Consider the following 15,086-nt stretch of genomic DNA (forward strand, 5'->3'; position numbering starts at 1 on the left):
GCGCGACGGCGTGACGTGGAAACGGGGCGGATGCGGGTGGGGCGCACGCGGCAGCGGTGCGGGGTGGACGGATGTGAATGGTGCGCCGGCGCCGGCCGGCCCTGCCGTTTCTGCGCCGGTACCAGACGGTGGCGTCCCGAACGTCCGCTCCGCGACGCCGACGGGGTGATCGGTTGGGTCCGGGTCGAGGAGGAGTGCCGCATGTGCGGCGGGACCGGCCGGGAGCACAACCCGTTGGACGCGCCGGCGGCCGGATCGCGCTGAGCCGCGCCGCCAGGCCACCTTCGTCGCCGGGATACCGTGAATCCGAGCGGTCGCCTCGTCGACGCGACCACCATGGGAGGGGAGTTCATGCGCTGGGTCACCTATCTGTCCCCCAGTGGGGGAGCGGAGCGGCCGGGGGTCGTCGACGACGGCTGCGTGTTCGGCTACCCGGGTGAGGAGACCGTGCCCGAGCTGCTGGCCGAGAGCCGTGACGCGCTCGCCGACGCCTTCCAACGCGCCCTGGCCTCCCCGGTCGAGATCATCGTGGAGTTCGAGACACGTCTGTGCGCGCCCTACCTGCCGGCCGGCCCCGTCATGGTGCGCCGGGCCTCCGGCGAGGCGTGCGCGATCACGCCCGACCTGGTCCGCGGTACGGACGACGGGATCATGGTGCCCGCGGGGGTGGGGGCGCTGGTGGCCGAGGTCGGGGTCGCCGCCCTGTTCGGGGGGCGGGGACTGCACGCGGGATACACCCTCGCCTGTCTGTGGCTGTCCTCCACCGGTGAGCCGGTCGGTCTGACGCTGGGGCCGGCCATCGTCACCCACGACGAGTTCGACGGTTCCGACCTGACGGTCACGGCGACGGTCGAGGGGGAGGAGGTGGCCTCGGCCGCCCTCGACGGTAAGCTCGCCTGGACCGAGGAGCTCGAGGGCGATATCGCCATCGCCCTGCCCGCTGCGAGCCGTCCGCTGGAATCCGGCGAGGAGTTCCACGTTGACGGGGGGACGCTCGGCGAGTTCGAGATCCGGGTGGGGGCCGCGGCCTGATCCGTCCCCGTCGGCCGGCCACCATCGCGAGTGAAAGAGGCATGAGGCCATGGGGAAGGTCCTGGTCCACGTCACGATGTCCCTGGACGGCTTCATCGCCGGGCCCGAGGACGCGATGGACTGGGTCTTCGCCGGCCTGGAGCCGAACGAGGCCGCCGACGAGGTCATGCGGGCCACGGGCGCGGTGCTCGCCGGCCGTCGCACCTACGAGGTGGGGCTGCGCGACGCCCAGGAGATCTACGAGGGCGCCTGGGAGGGGCCCCAGTTCGTCCTCACCCATCGGGCACCCGCCCAGGCCGCGCCGGACTCCCCGGTCACCTTCCACCTGTGGTGTCCGTGAGGCGGTCGAGCGGGCACTCGCCGCCGCATGGTGACGGGGGCCGACACCGTTCGGCAGTGCTTCGAGGAGGGGCTCGTCGACGAGGTCCTCGTCCAGGTCGCACCGATCATGCTGGGCGACGGGATCCGGCTCTTCCAGGTTCCCGGCGGCCGGCGGGTGCATCTGGAGCCGATTTCGCTCACCGCCTCGGGCGGACGCGCGGACCTGCGCTACCGCGTCGTCTCACGCTGACCGGGCGGCCGGCTCCCACCTGATGGCGCGGGAGCCGGCCTGGACGCGGGCTCAGGGAAGGTACTCCCAGTGCCAGGGTTCGAAGCCGTTCTGCGCCCATGCGGGGTTGTGCCATCCGTAGTCGGGCGCGACGGACATCATCCAGTCGTACTCCACCGACCCGTGGACGTTGACCCCGCCGCACAGGTCGACGGCCAGGCCCAGCCCGTGGGTGCTGGTCCCGGGGCGGGCGGCCATCCCGGCCTGCATCTGGTGGAACAGCGCCACCTGTTCCGCCAGCGGCCGGTAGGAGTCGGTGACGCACATCGGACGCCCGAACCGCTCGCGGAACGCGCCGTCGAGTTCGATGAAGGCGACGGCGGCGTCGGCGCGTAGACGTTCACCCGGCTGGGGCAACGGGCACAGCGCCCACTCGGGGATCTGGCCGTTGGCGTAGCCGGCGGCGGCGGTGCCGTCGCACCCGGCGTCGGTGGAGCTCCCCTCCGCCGCGTCGCGGGCCTGTTGTAGCGCGGCCCTGCGCTTGCGCTCCTGCCCGGCGTCGTCGCTGACGGAGGCGAGCCGGTTCTCCAGTTCGGTCTGCTCGGCCAGGATCGACTCCATCGACTCCTCCTGCTCGCGCACCGCGGCCAGGGCCCTGTCCTTGGCCGCTGCGGCGGCGTCGGCGGCCTCGCGCTGTTTGTCGCGGGTCTGCGCTGCGTGCTCCTCGATCGCGTCGGCCGCGGTGCTGGAGGCGGTCGCCCGGTCCACGACATCGTTCCGTCGGTCGGCCAGCAGGCGGAGGTAGCCGCTGCGGTCGGCGACCTCCTGGGGGCCGTCAGGGGAGACCCACGCGGTCGCCATGCTCAGGTCGGCGCCCATGTAGGCGGAGGCGGCGTAGCGGGCCGCGTCGCGGCGCGCCGCCTCACGGCGTTCCCCCGCGTTGGCCGCCTTGCTCCGGGCGCTGTCATAGGCCTTCTCGGCCTCGTCCAGACGGTCCAGTTCCCCGTGGTAGTCGAGGATGGCCTGGTCCGCCGCGCTCTGAAGGTCGTCCAGCCGGGCCTGTACCGCCGCGATCCGGCTCTTGAGCGCCCCGACGGAGTCCTGTGGTCCAGGGCCGTCGTCCAGGTCGTCTCCGAGCCTGGCCGGCCCGGGAGGTGTTCCGGCGGCGGTCGGGGTGGCCCCCGCGATCGCCAGCCAGGCCCCCAGGAGCACCACCGCCGCAGCGCGGACGCCCCCGTATCCGCCCTGGAATGGGCGCGCGCGTTCACCGTGCCTCACAGACGCTCCCCCCGAAACGTGCGTGTGCGGACACAGAATGCCACTTCGGGGAATCGGTTGACAGGGAGCTCAGGGTGTGTCCGAAAAGTTATCGAAGAGCGGGACGGAGCGGTGGGGGATCGTGACCTCACTGATGCGGGAGAGTGCTGGACCGGATAGCAGGGAGGATGAATAATCCATCGTCAGATCGAGTCCGGCATTAGGGATAATCGAGGTATCCCGGACGTCCGGACGGATTGATACGCTATCGATCTCACGTCCCCCGTTTCGGTTTAATGGTGGACGACGCCTCTCCCCCCCCATGAGTCGGGTCCTGGCGAAGAAAGCTTCCCCCCTTCTCGGCGCCGGATCGCCGTGTGCGGCAGGCCGATCGGCCGTCCCCGGCATCCCTCAGGCCTCCACACGCAGGCCGGGTGGATCGTGCTCAGGGAGTCCATGTCCGTTGCCCGAGGCGGTAACACGAAAGGTTGCGAGGGTCCGTGTCGACACGAGCGACGGGAATTGGAGCCGATTCGGCCCACGACGAGCTCCCCGAACAGGCGGAACACGCCGGCGGAGACGAGGAGCAGTCGGAGCGTCCGGCCCGTTGGTGGGCGCCGCGCAACTGGCGCGTGCGATCCCGCCTCGTCGCGCTCATCGTCCTCCCCACCGCGGTCGCGGTGCTGCTCGGTGGGTTGCGCATCTCGGAGAACGTCTCCGGAACGCTCACCCACGAGCGGATCGAGAGTATGGCCGCGCTCACTGAGACGGTCGTCACGCTTGGTAACGAGCTCGGCCGGGAACGGTTGCTGACGGCGGCCTACATCGCCGACGATCCCAACCCCGCCGAACGCTCGCCCGAGCTCGGTAAACAACTGGAGGACCAGCAGAAAGTCGTCGACCAGGCGGTCAACGAGGTGCGCAACGGCGCCAACGAGCTTGGAGACCCCGGCACCGAGCTGATCTCCAACCGGCTCCAGGCGATGTTGACGAACCTGGAGAACCTGTCCACGATCCGCGACGAGGTGAGTGAGACCCGTATCTCGGTCCTCCCCGCGGTCACGAAGTACCGTCAGCTCAACAACACCCTCGTCGGCTTCACCGAGACGATCGCCGAAGGAACCGACAACACCTCGCTGCGCGAGAGCGCCCGCACCCTCGCCGAACTCAGCCGGGCGCGCGACCAGCTCTCCCACGAGTCCTCGCTGATGCTGTACTCCCTGATGCGCGGGTCGATGTCCGGCGGTATCCAGGAGTCCATCGAGGGCGCCCGGGCGCGCTACGACAACAACCTCCAGAACTTCCAGTCCAGCGCGACGATCGAGCAGCGCAAGATCTACGACGACACCTTCACCGGCCTGGAGGTCAGCCGCATGGCCACCATGCGGCTGCGGGTGATGATCCGCACCAACACCGACCAGCAGCTGACCGGCCTGACCTCCGGCGACAGCGCCGCCGAGTACCAGGAGGTCTCCACCGAGTCGCTGGGGCTCATGCAGCAGGTCGAGTCCCAGATCGCCGCCGACACCCGTCAACAGGCCGCCGACCTCAAGGGGAACGCGCTCAACCGGGCGATCTTCGACTCGCTGGTGATTCTGGCGGTCATCGCCGCGGTCATCGTCATCACCATGCTCGTCGCCCGTTCCATGGTCCGTCCCCTGCGGCGGCTGCGTGAGGGCGCCATGCGGATCGCCGAACAGGACCTTCCCGAGGCGATCCACCGGATGCGTGAGACCAACGCCGATGTCGACGACATCCGCATCACCCCGATCGACGTGGCTTCCAGCGACGAGATCGGCGAGGTGGCGCGCTCCTTCGACGAGGTCCACCGCGTGGCCCTGCGGTTGGCCGCCGACGAGGCCGCGCTGCGCAGCAACGTCAACTCGATGTTCGTCAACCTTTCACGCCGTAGCCAGACGCTGGTCGAACGGCAGATCCGCCTGATCGACGGTCTGGAGCAGAGCGAGCAGGACGCCGACCGTCTCGCCGACCTGTTCCAGCTCGACCACCTGGCGACGCGCATGCGCCGCAACAACGAGAACCTGCTCGTCCTGTCCGGTCAGGACAACACCCGCAAGTGGGCCCAGCCCATCCCGCTGGTGGACGTTTTGCGCGGTGCGATCTCCGAGGTCGAGCAGTACGAGCGGGTCAACGTCCGCGCCCCCTCGCACATCTCCGTCCTGGGCCGGCCGGTCAACGACGTCATCCACCTCGTGGCCGAGCTGGTCGAGAACGCGACCTCCTTCTCCTCCCACGACACCCAGGTCTCGGTCACCGCCCGCGCCCTTGACGGCGGTGAGGTGATGGTCGAGGTGACCGACAGCGGCATCGGGATGTCGCCCGACGAGATCGAGGCGACCAACCAGCGGCTGGCCGAGCCCCCTGTCATCGACGTCGCGGTCTCCCGCCGAATGGGTCTGTTCGTCGTCAGTCGCCTGGCCAACCGGCACGGCATCCAGGTGCGCCTGCGCCCCGCCCACAACGGGGGTATCACCGCGCTGATCGTCTTGCCGGCCGACCTGTTGATTACCCCGGTCGACCCGACCCCGCCGGCGTTGGGCGGCGGGCGCGCCGGCGTCCCCGACACCTACGCCGAGGCGACGGCGGCCTTCGCCTCGGCTCCCGCGCCCTCCGACCCCGCCGAGGCGTGGCAGACCCCGGCCGGCGAGGAGCGGCCCCTGTGGGAACAGGACCGGCGCGAGACCCTGCCCAAGCGTCCCGACCCGGCGCAGGCCGGCCGGGCACGTGAGGAGCACCCGCCGAGCGGCCAGGACCTGTGGAACGACGCCTGGAAGAAGCCTGCCGAGCCCGAGCGTCCCGCGCAGTCCCCGCAGCCGGCCCGGCCCGAGCCCACGGCGCAGGCCCCGCAGCCCCTCCAGCCCGAGCGTCCGGTCGAGCCCCCGGCGGCCACGCCGCGCCCGGTCGAGGAGCAGCCGCTGTGGCGGGAGCAGCCCCAGTCCTCCCCGCAGCAGCCGCTGGAGGAGTCCCGGCCCTGGAAGGAGCAGGCGGCCACGCCGCAGCCCTACCAGGTCCAGCCGCCGGCCACCCCGCCCGGACAGGACTCCCGTGAGGGGTACGGCTCCACGGCCTACCTGTCGAAGCGCTACGGCAGCGGCTCAAGCCACGGGACCGTGGTCCCGCCCGCCCCGGACAACAACAGCGGCCCGCTGCCGATCTTCGACTCGATCGAGTCGAACTGGTTCCGCCGTCGCACGGTGCGTCCGGCCGTCACCGCCCCCGAGACCGGGCCGATCGGCCTGGGAACGCCGCCCAACAGCGCGGGCGTGCCGGCCGGAGCCAAGGCCGAGCCGATGAGCGCTCCCGAGCCGCCGGCTGCGCCCTCCTCGGGACGTCCCGAGGACGAGTGGCGCTCGGAGGCCGACACCGGATGGAAGGCCGCCAAGAGCGCCAGCGAGCCCGTCGCCGGTGGCTTGACGTCCGCGGGCTTGCCAAAACGCGTTCCCAAGGCAAACCTTGTTCCCGGTACGGCTCCCCAGCCGGAGAACTTCAAGCAGATCCCGACACGTTCCGCCGAGCGGGTCCGCAGCAGGTTCTCCAGCTTCCAGCAGGGGGTCCGTCAGGGCCGCAACATTGCCGGAGAACAGCAGTCGTCCAAGGAGAAGTAGTGGTCGCCAGGATCGATGGGAGACGCTCCCCGGACATGGTCCGGGGGCCGGCCCGTGGACCGTGCCGGCGGGGGCGCCGTAGATCACGGATGAGCCATGAATTAGCATCATCCGCACTTCTTGGACATTCACTCGCAATAAAGTCGATAACGATGAAATCTTGGCTTTTGGCCGGCTCCACCCCCGACGGCCGATGCGAAGGCTGGGACCGACAGGAGAGCAGATGAGTCAACCGGTGAACGAGCTCAACTGGCTGATCACTGACTTCGCTAACCGTGTGCCTGACGTCGCGCACGCGATCGTGGTGTCGTCCGACGGACTGCCGCTCGCGGCGTCCGCGGGCTTTCCCACGGACCGCGCCGACCAGCTCGCGGCGATCGCCTCGGGGCTGTCCAGCCTCACGCAGGGGGCTGCCCGGGTCTTCGAGGGCGGCGCGGTCGCTCAGACCGTCGTGGAGATGGAGCGCGGTCTGTTGATGATCATGGCGATCAGTGATGGTTCGTGCTTGGCGGTCCTCGCCGCGGCGGAGTGTGACCTCGGCCTCATCGGCTACGAGATGACCCTTCTCGTGGAGCGAGCCGGCCGGGCGCTGACCCCGGCGGCGCGCACTTCGGGCGTCCACTGAACCACCACCGACAGGAGGAAGTGGTGGCACCTCACGGTAGGGATGCCGGGAGCACCTCATGGTTCGGACACCAGCCCGCCGGCGCCTCCCGGGCGCTGACGGACGGTGTGTCGGGCGCCGACGCTCCGCGGCACGGCCAGCAACCACAAGACCGACAGCAGTGGCCGGCCGCCAACAGCGCGCCGAGTTCGCTCGTACGCCCCTACGCTGTGACGCGGGGGCGTACCAAACCGCGGTCGCAGCTGCCGCTGGAGGCGCTGATCTCCACGACTGCGACCGCTCGCAACGAGTTCGGGACCCTGACCCCCGAATGCCAGGCAATCAGCGATCTGTGCCGGGAATGGCGCTCCGTCGCGGAGATCTCCGCACTGCTGCGGATTCCGCTAGGTGTCGCTCGGGTGCTCGTGGCGGACATGTCGGAGCAGGGGCTGGTCCAGATCAGATCGTCGCTCAACACCGACAGCCGGCCCAACACCAACCTGCTTGAAAGGGTGCTCAGTGGACTTCGCAAGCTCTAGCGCGGCCGATGAGGGCGGTGCTGTGGCGAGTGCGATGACGTCGGTCAAGATCGTCGTCGCCGGAGGGTTCGGCGTCGGCAAGACCACGTTCGTGGGCTCCGTCTCCGAGATCGTGCCGCTGACCACCGAAGCCGTCATGACCAGCGCCAGCGTCGGGGTCGATGACCTCGCCAAGACGCCGGACAAGCAGACCACCACGGTGGCGATGGACTTCGGCCGCGTCTCACTGGACTCCGACCTCATCCTCTACCTGTTCGGCACGCCGGGCCAGCACCGCTTCTGGTTCATGTGGGACGACCTCGTCAAGGGCGCGATCGGCGCCGTCGTCCTGGTCGACACCCGCCGGCTGGCCGACTGCTTCCCGGCCATCGACTACTTCGAGGAGGCGCGGCTGCCGTTCATCGTGGCCATCAACGGCTTCGACGGCTACTACCCGCACACGGCCTCCGAGGTCCGTGACGCCCTCACGCTCAACGAGAACATCCCGATCGTGCAGGTGGACGCGCGTGACCGCACCTCCACGAAGGCGACGCTCATCACCCTGGTGGAGCACGCCATCACCGTCGGGGACGCCGCGAGCGCGGGGCAGCCGACCTCGACCGGAGGACAGAGCTCCTGGCGGTGACGGCCACGCGCCAGGAGACCGCGTACGCGCCGTCTCGCCGACATCGGCGAGGCGGCGCGTTCCTTGTTCGCCCGGCCGCCGGGTCGAGGAGTGGGGCCCGCCCCGAGCGGGGACAACGATCGTGAGGCCGGCCTCGCGTGGGTCGGCGCGCCTGCCGAAGGGGGGACTCATGATCCGGGGAATCGTACGCGAGACCGACCTCTCCCGGCCCGAGGCGTGGCAGGCCGACACGGCCGGTGTCCGCCGCCGCCGGGCCAGGTCCCTGCGCGAGGTCCTGCGCGACTTCGGCTGCTACCAGTTCACGATCCCGCTCTCCGACGAGCCCGACGACTGCCTGTACCTGTCCCTGGAACAGTGGCGCGGACGCGACTTCGACACCACCTACCTGCTCCTGGACTGGCAGGACGACTCCGCGGCCGCCGGGGACGGCGCGCCCACGGTGCCCGCGCCCCGGTCCCGGTCCGAGCCCTGAGCGCGGGAGTGGCCGGGGAGCCGTTCCCTCAGGTCGTTCCAGCCGGCGAGGGGCCCGATCCGTTCGGGAGGGTGTAACGCCGTACGTCGGGTTCCAGGTAGATCAGCCGGGCGATCGGCACGGCCGCGCGTATCCGGCGCTCGGCCGAATCGATCGCCGTGGCCACCTGGACCGCCGAGTCCTCGACGTCGATCGCGATCTTGGCGGCCACGAGCAGTTCCTCGGGGCCCAGGTGCATGGTGCGCATGTGGATGACCCCCTCCACGTCCGCGCCCGTCTCGATGGCCTCCTGGATCAACCGGACGTGCTCCCCGCTCGCCGCCTCCCCGATCAGCAGGCTCTTCATCTCCACCGCGAGGACCACCGCGATGGCCACGAGGAGGAGGCCGATCATGGCGGTCCCCAGGCCGTCCCACACGCCGTTCCCGGTGATCAGCGTCAACGTGACCCCGGCGAGCGCGAACACCAGGCCGAGGAGCGCGCCGGTGTCCTCAAGGAGGATCACCGGCAGCTCCGGCGCCTTGGAGCGGCGTACGAACCCCACCCAGCCGGTGTCCCCGCGCACCGCGTTGGACTCCTTGACCGCCGTGCGCAGCGCGGTCGCCTCCATCGCCATGGCGACCAGCAACACCACGATGGGGACCCAGTGCCATGAGGTGATCGGGTGGGGATCTCTGATCTTGTGCCAGGCCTCGTACAACGCGAACAGGCCGCCCAGGGCGAACAGCACGATCGAGACGAGGAAGGCGTAGACGTAGCGCTCGCGGCCGTAGCCGAAGGGATGCTCCGGGGTGGCCCGCCGCCGGGCCCGCCGGCCGCCGACGAGGAGCAGGACCTGGTTGCCGGAGTCGGCGACGGAGTGGATGGACTCGGCGAGCATCGCCGAGGAACCGGTGAGCGCCCAGGCGGCGAACTTCGTCACGGCGATCCCCAGGTTGGCGCCGAGCGCGGTGACGACGGCGCGGGTACTGCCTTCGGTTGCCACGGTCATCCCCCTGATTCACGTGCCGGGCTCCGGCGCGTGGAGTCTGCGACCGGTCGTCCCGTCCTAGGCCCAGTGCCCCGCGGCGGCCCGCTCTCACGGGCAGGAGCGGGGGGATCGAGTTCGGGGGTCAGTCGGACAGCCCCTCGGCCGCGATGGCGAGGGCCTCGCGCACGGTGTCGTCGAGGGAGCGGCCGTCGTCGCGGGGGTGCCAGGCGAAGTCCTCCACCGCCGCGCGCAGGGCCACGTTGAGCACCGCCGCCTGGACGCGGGGGCGCAGGTCCTCCGGGGAGGCGCCGATGCGCAGGGCGATCACCTCGGCGATCAGCGGCTCGGCGTCCAGATGGGTCCGCACCCACACGGAGCGCACCCCCGGCTCGGTACGGGTCAGGCGGACGAGCTGCACGATGGCCCAGGAGTTTCCCGAGCGTTCCACCGAGAGCGAGCGCAGCGCCTCACTGAAGACCTGGCCGGGGGTTCGGTCGCGCAGGGCCGTCACCAGGGCCTCGACGCCGGCCGACAGCAACGGGCTGACGCACTCCTCCTTGGCGGAGAAGTAGCGCCACAGGGTGCGCGGGGAGATGTCGGCCGCGCGGGCGATCTCGGCGGAGGAGGTCTTGGCCACCCCCTGGGCGGTGAAGAGGCGCACCGCCTCGCGGGCGATGCGCAGCCGGGTGGCGGCCTTGCTCTGCTCGCTCAGGGGCGGGCGTCCGGTCCGGGGGCGTGGGCGTTGCGCGTCCGTGTGCGTGGCGTCCTCCATGGGGACATCCTCGCGCGTTCCGCCCCTCCCCGTCCCTCCGGCCTGTCGGGGAGCCGTCACGATCGGCGTGGCGGTTCCCCGATCTCTTTTTGGCATTGAGTGCCATAAAGTCGTACGCTGAAGTCCTCAGGCGGCGGGAACAGCGCAAACCGGCCACAAGCCGCGCTCCGCCGCGCCAGACGGACAATGGAGAACGACGTGAACGGTAATTCCGGCCCGGTGGGCCGTGGCGTGATCGTGACGGGTGCGGGTTCGGGCATCGGCCGGGCCGCCGCCCTGAAGTTCGCGGCCCAAGGGGACCGGGTCCTGATCGCCGACATCGACGAGGCCAAGGTCCGCGCGGTCGCCGGCGAGATCGAGGAGGCCGGTGGCACCGCCGTGGTGGTCGCCGGAGACCTCAGCGACCAGACCGTCGTCGACAGGGTGACGGCCACCGCCGTCGAGTCCTTCGGCGGTGTGGACGTGCTGGTCAACAACGCCGGGATCATGGACCGCATGTCGGCCGCCGCCGACACCGAGGACGGTGAGTGGGAGCGTGTCCTGCGCGTCAATCTCACCGCCCCCTTCATGCTCACCCGCGCCGTGCTGCCGCACATGCTGGACGCGGGGAAGGGCGCCATCGTCTTCACCGCCTCGGAGGCGTCGCTGCGCGGTAGCGCCGCCGGCGCCGCCTACACGGCCTCCAAGCACGGTGTCGCCGGCCTGACCAAGTCGGTCGCCGTGATGTACCGGGAGAAGGGGATCCGCGCCAACGCCATCGCCCCCGGAGGCACCCGTACCGGCATCACCGTCGACGCCCAGGCCGAGGCGCACGGTCCCGGGGTCCTCGCCTCCTACATGCGCAACATCGGGCACCCGGCCGAGGCCGAGGAGCAGGCCGCCGCGATCGTCTTCCTCGCCTCCGAGGCCGCGAGCAACATCAACGGCGTCGTGCTGCCGGTCGACAACGGCTGGGCCGCGGTCTGAGCCGCGAGGTGCCGTGGTGGCGCCGGCGGTGACCGTTCCATATGGCCCGCCTCGCCGAACGCCCGGCTCCGACGGAGGGGGCTCGGTGGGCCGTCCGGCCCCCGAAGCGCCGGCCGACGTCCAGCCGGCCGGCGCCCCGTCCCGGCGCTCCCGCGCGTGGCGGCCGGGCGCGAGACGGCCGGGGAGAGGAGGCCGGGACCGCTCCCTGAGCCCCATGGCCAGCCGCACATCCTCGCCGCCCCCGATGGGGCTCCCAGCCCCCGTGGCGGCTGACCGCTCACCCCACGGCGAGGACCGCGCGAGGCGGCCGGATCCCCGCGACGAGACTCGCGGGGATCCTCTGCCGGCGTGGATCAGGCGGGCAGGCCCAGTTCGCGGGCGATGAGCATGCGCTGCACCTCGCTGGTGCCCTCGCCGATCTCCAGGATCTTGGCGTCGCGGTAGAAACGGCCCACCGCGTAGTCGTTCATGAAGCCGTATCCGCCGAAGACCTGGGTGGCGTCGCGGGCGTTGTCCATCGCGGCGTTGGAGGCCACCAGCTTGGCGATCGCCGCCTGCTTCTTGAACGGCTCGCCCGCGAGCATGCGCGCCGCGGCGTCGTAGTAGGCCAGCCGCGCGGTGTGCGCCCGGGCCTCCATGTCGGCGATCTTGAACTGGATCGCCTGGTAGTGGCCGATGTGCCGGCCGAACGCCTCACGCTCGGCCGCGTAGCGCAGGCTCTCGTCCACGCACCCCTGGGCCAGGCCCACCGACAGCGCCGCGATCGCGATCCGCCCCTCGTCGAGGATGCGCAGGAACTGGGCGTAGCCGCGGCCGCGCTCGCCGACCAGGTTCTCCTCGGGCACCCGGCAGTCCTCGAACACCAGCTCGTTGGTGTCGGAGGCGTTCCAGCCGACCTTCGAGTAGTGCTGCCCCACGGAGAACCCGGGCGTTCCCGCGGGCACCAGGATCGCCGAGATCTCGGGCCGGCCGTCGGGGCGTCGTCCGGTGACCGCCGTGACCGTGACCAGGGCGGTGATGTCGGTGCCGGAGTTGGTGATGAACGACTTCGTCCCGTTGACGACCCAGTGGCCCTCTTCCAGCCGCGCCGTGGTGCGGGTGGCGCCGGCGTCGGATCCGCCCCCGGGCTCGGTCAGGCCGAACGCGCCCAGTGCCTCGCCCGAGCACAGCCGGGGCAGCCAGGTCTTCTTCTGCTCGGCCGAACCGAACCGGAAGATCGGCATCGCGCCCAGCGAGACGCCGGCCTCCAGGGTGATCGCGACGGAGGAGTCGACCCTGGCCAGTTCCTCCAAGGCCAGGCACAACGCGAAGTAGTCGCCGCCCATGCCCCCGTACTCCTCGGGGAAGGGCAGGCCGAACAGTCCCATCTCGCCCATGCGGGCGACGATCTCGTAGGGGAACTCGCCTCGCTCGTAGTGGCCGGCGATCACGGGCGCGACGACCTCGTGGGCGAACGCCTCGACGCTGCGGCGCAGCTCCTCGTACTCTTCCGACAGCCGGTGGCTCACGCTGACTCCTCTTCGCTCCTGGTGACGGCCCCGTCCCCGGCGGGATCGCCCGCGGGAGAGGCGGTGATGACGGCCAGGACGGCGTCCATGGCCACGGACTGCCCGGGGCGCGCCGGCAGCGCGGTGACCACCCCGTCGATCGGCGCGGTGACGGCGTGCTCCATCTTCATCGCCTCGACCACCACCACCGGGGCGCCGGCCGTCACGGAGTCGCCCTCCGCCACGGCCACCGAGAGCACGGTCCCCGGCATGGGGCTCCGCAGGGTCCCGTCGCCCGCGCCCTCACCCGCGCGGGTCGGTGCGAGCAGCGTCTCCTCGTGCAGCCGCCAGGTGGCGCCCTCACGGCCCAGCCACAGCACCTCCCCCTCCAGCGCGCGTGAGAAGCGCAGGGACAGCCCGCCGTAGGTGAGGGTGAGGGAGCGGCCGCCCGCGCCGCGTGACGCGCTCGCCCGTACCGGCGCGCCGTCACCGACACGCACCTCGAAGCGGCGCCCCACGCCGTCGCGGCGACGCACCCGGACCGCGACGGGGTCCGCGCCGGGGGCGCGCAATCGCCACGTCGTCCACGCGGGGCCGCCGATCCGCCAGCCGTCGGGGACGTCGAAGCGGTCCACGACGGGGCCGGAGGGCTCCAAGGCGAGCTGACGGTCCAGGGCCGCGGCCGCGTAGACGGCGTCGGGGACCTCCCGCTCGCCGGCGGTGAGCTCCGCGCGGACCCGTTCGGTCAGGCCGGTGTCCAGCCGGCCCGCGGCGACCTCGGGGTGGCCCAGCAGGCGGCGCAGGAACGCGACGTTGGTGTCGCACCCCAGCAGCCCGTAACCCGCCAGAGCGGTGTCCATGCGGCGCAGCGCGGCGCCGCGGTCGGGTCCCCAGGTGATGACCTTGGCGAGCATCGGGTCATAGGCCGAGGTGATCCGCGCGCCTTCGGCCAGACCGGAGTCGACGCGCACGTCCTCGCCCGCGGGTTCCTCCAACAGCAGCGCGCTGCCGCCCGTGGGCAGGAAACCGCGCGCGGGGTCCTCGGCGTAGACCCGGCTCTCCACCGCGTGTCCGGCGAAACCGATGTCGGCCTGCGAGAAGGGCAACGGCTCGCCCATGGCGACACGCACCTGGAGCTCGACCAGGTCGACCCCGCGCACACCGCCGATGGTCACGACCTCCTCGGTGACGGGGTGCTCGACCTGGAGCCGGGTGTTCATCTCCAGGAAGGCGTACTCGCCGCTGCCCGTGCCCGAGACGATGAACTCCACCGTCCCCGCGCCTACGTAGCCGCAGGACTTGGCGGCGGCCACGGCCGCGCCGCCCATCGCCGCGCGCAGGTCCGCGTCGAGCAGGGGGGAGGGGGCCTCCTCGACGATCTTCTGGTGCCGTCGCTGGAGGCTGCACTCCCGTTCGCCGAGGTGGACGACGTTGCCGTGGGCGTCGGCGAGCACCTGCACCTCGATGTGGCGGGGACGCTCCACGAACCGTTCCACCAGGAGGGTGGCGTCACCGAAGGAGGCGAGAGCCTCCCTGCGCGCAGCTGCGGCGGCGCTCGCCAGCTCCGACGGGTCGCCCACCAGGCGCATGCCCTTGCCGCCGCCCCCGGCCGACGGCTTGATCAGCAACGGGTACCCGACGCGCTGGGCCGCGGCCACGAGCTCCCCGTCGTCCATGGGCCGCCCGGCCTCCTCGGCGAAGCCGGGCAGGAGCGGGACCCCCGCCGTGGCGACGGTCCGCTTGGCGCGGATCTTGTCGCCCATCGCCTCGATCGCCTCCGGAGGTGGACCGATGAAGGTCAGTCCCGCGTCGGCGCAGGCGCGGGCGAACGCGGCGTTCTCCGAGAGGAACCCGTAACCGGGGTGGACCATGGTGGCCCCGGTGGCCGTGGCCGCGGCGATGATGGCCGCGCCGTCGAGGTAACCGCCCGCGGGGCCGTCCCCGGCCAACCGCACCGCGCTGTCGGCGGCGCGCACGTGCCGGGCGCCGGCGTCGTCGTCGCTGTGCACCGCGACCGAGCGCATCCCCAGCCGGCGCAGCGTGCGCATGATCCGCACCGCGATCTCGCCCCGGTTGGCGACGAGCACGACCGGGGCGGCGCCCGTGCCGCCGCGGACCGCGGGGTGGGGGGTCCCGGTGGGCTCGGCCCCGTCGATCATCTGTGACTCCGTCCCGCTGACCATCAC

The 15,086-nt window shown here is 71.6% G+C and carries 14 protein-coding genes; 9 read left to right on the forward strand and 5 right to left on the reverse strand.

Annotation, left to right across the window (positions count from 1 at the left end; genetic code table 11):
• Window positions 1–300 precede the first annotated feature (300 nt).
• Genes ACYVHU_RS01710 through ACYVHU_RS01720 form a run of 3 tightly spaced genes read left to right on the forward strand, consistent with a single transcriptional unit; the run spans window position 301 to window position 1,603 of the window.
• Window positions 301–1,032 carry a hypothetical protein gene (locus tag ACYVHU_RS01710; protein ID WP_327307852.1) on the forward strand — a complete coding sequence of 244 codons (732 nt, stop codon included), beginning with the start codon at window positions 301–303 and terminating at the stop codon, window positions 1,030–1,032.
• A gap of 49 nt (window positions 1,033–1,081) precedes the next feature.
• A complete protein-coding gene (locus ACYVHU_RS01715) occupies window positions 1,082–1,372 on the forward strand; it encodes a dihydrofolate reductase family protein (protein WP_235000744.1) in 291 nt (96 codons plus the stop codon).
• 27 nt (window positions 1,373–1,399) lie between these two features.
• Window positions 1,400–1,603, forward strand: a complete 204-nt coding sequence (locus ACYVHU_RS01720; protein WP_235000746.1) for a dihydrofolate reductase family protein — start codon at window positions 1,400–1,402, stop codon at window positions 1,601–1,603.
• A gap of 51 nt (window positions 1,604–1,654) precedes the next feature.
• Here the strand turns inward: ACYVHU_RS01720 and ACYVHU_RS01725 are convergent, their stop codons facing one another.
• Entirely contained in the window at window positions 1,655–2,860 is a 1,206-nt protein-coding gene (locus ACYVHU_RS01725) for a D-alanyl-D-alanine carboxypeptidase family protein (protein WP_432936116.1), read from the reverse strand.
• A gap of 479 nt (window positions 2,861–3,339) precedes the next feature.
• Here ACYVHU_RS01725 and ACYVHU_RS01730 point away from each other — a divergent pair, with 479 nt between their 5' ends.
• The 5 genes from ACYVHU_RS01730 to ACYVHU_RS01750 all read left to right on the forward strand — a co-directional run bounded on the left by ACYVHU_RS01730 (window position 3,340) and on the right by ACYVHU_RS01750 (window position 8,705).
• The gene (locus ACYVHU_RS01730; protein ID WP_078760349.1) at window positions 3,340–6,465 is read left to right on the forward strand and encodes a sensor histidine kinase; all 3,126 of its coding nucleotides are present in this window, start codon (window positions 3,340–3,342) and stop codon (window positions 6,463–6,465) included.
• Window positions 6,466–6,688: 223 nt separating this feature from the next.
• Entirely contained in the window at window positions 6,689–7,090 is a 402-nt protein-coding gene (locus ACYVHU_RS01735; protein ID WP_078760350.1) for a roadblock/LC7 domain-containing protein, read from the forward strand.
• A 23-nt stretch (window positions 7,091–7,113) separates the two neighbouring features.
• Window positions 7,114–7,608 carry a DUF742 domain-containing protein gene (locus tag ACYVHU_RS01740; RefSeq protein ID WP_394330028.1) on the forward strand — a complete coding sequence of 165 codons (495 nt, stop codon included), beginning with the start codon at window positions 7,114–7,116 and terminating at the stop codon, window positions 7,606–7,608.
• A gap of 34 nt (window positions 7,609–7,642) precedes the next feature.
• Window positions 7,643–8,233 (forward strand): GTP-binding protein, encoded by a 591-nt coding sequence (locus tag ACYVHU_RS01745; RefSeq protein WP_078760352.1) that lies wholly within the window; start codon window positions 7,643–7,645, stop codon window positions 8,231–8,233.
• Between the two features lie 169 nt (window positions 8,234–8,402).
• Window positions 8,403–8,705 (forward strand): hypothetical protein, encoded by a 303-nt coding sequence (locus tag ACYVHU_RS01750; RefSeq protein WP_078760353.1) that lies wholly within the window; start codon window positions 8,403–8,405, stop codon window positions 8,703–8,705.
• Between the two features lie 28 nt (window positions 8,706–8,733).
• On the opposite strand, the gene ACYVHU_RS01755 is transcribed toward ACYVHU_RS01750, so the two are convergent.
• Together ACYVHU_RS01755 and ACYVHU_RS01760 are read right to left on the reverse strand one after the other, a co-directional pair.
• Window positions 8,734–9,690 carry a cation diffusion facilitator family transporter gene (locus tag ACYVHU_RS01755; protein WP_078760545.1) on the reverse strand — a complete coding sequence of 319 codons (957 nt, stop codon included), beginning with the start codon at window positions 9,688–9,690 and terminating at the stop codon, window positions 8,734–8,736.
• Window positions 9,691–9,817: 127 nt separating this feature from the next.
• Entirely contained in the window at window positions 9,818–10,447 is a 630-nt protein-coding gene (locus tag ACYVHU_RS01760; RefSeq protein WP_498947387.1) for a TetR/AcrR family transcriptional regulator, read from the reverse strand.
• Between the two features lie 198 nt (window positions 10,448–10,645).
• Between ACYVHU_RS01760 and ACYVHU_RS01765 the strand changes: the two genes are divergently transcribed.
• Complete coding sequence (locus ACYVHU_RS01765) at window positions 10,646–11,413, forward strand: SDR family NAD(P)-dependent oxidoreductase (RefSeq protein WP_235000750.1); 768 nt, start codon at window positions 10,646–10,648, stop codon at window positions 11,411–11,413.
• Window positions 11,414–11,766: 353 nt separating this feature from the next.
• Here ACYVHU_RS01765 and ACYVHU_RS01770 read toward each other — a convergent pair whose 3' ends face one another.
• Entirely contained in the window at window positions 11,767–12,921 is a 1,155-nt protein-coding gene (locus ACYVHU_RS01770) for an acyl-CoA dehydrogenase family protein (RefSeq protein ID WP_078760356.1), read from the reverse strand.
• Window positions 12,918–15,059 carry an acetyl/propionyl/methylcrotonyl-CoA carboxylase subunit alpha gene (locus tag ACYVHU_RS01775; protein ID WP_078760357.1) on the reverse strand — a complete coding sequence of 714 codons (2,142 nt, stop codon included), beginning with the start codon at window positions 15,057–15,059 and terminating at the stop codon, window positions 12,918–12,920. Before ACYVHU_RS01775 ends, ACYVHU_RS01770 begins: the two co-directional genes overlap by 4 nt.
• Window positions 15,060–15,086 lie beyond the last annotated feature (27 nt).

It is taken from the genome of Marinactinospora endophytica (assembly GCF_054780875.1).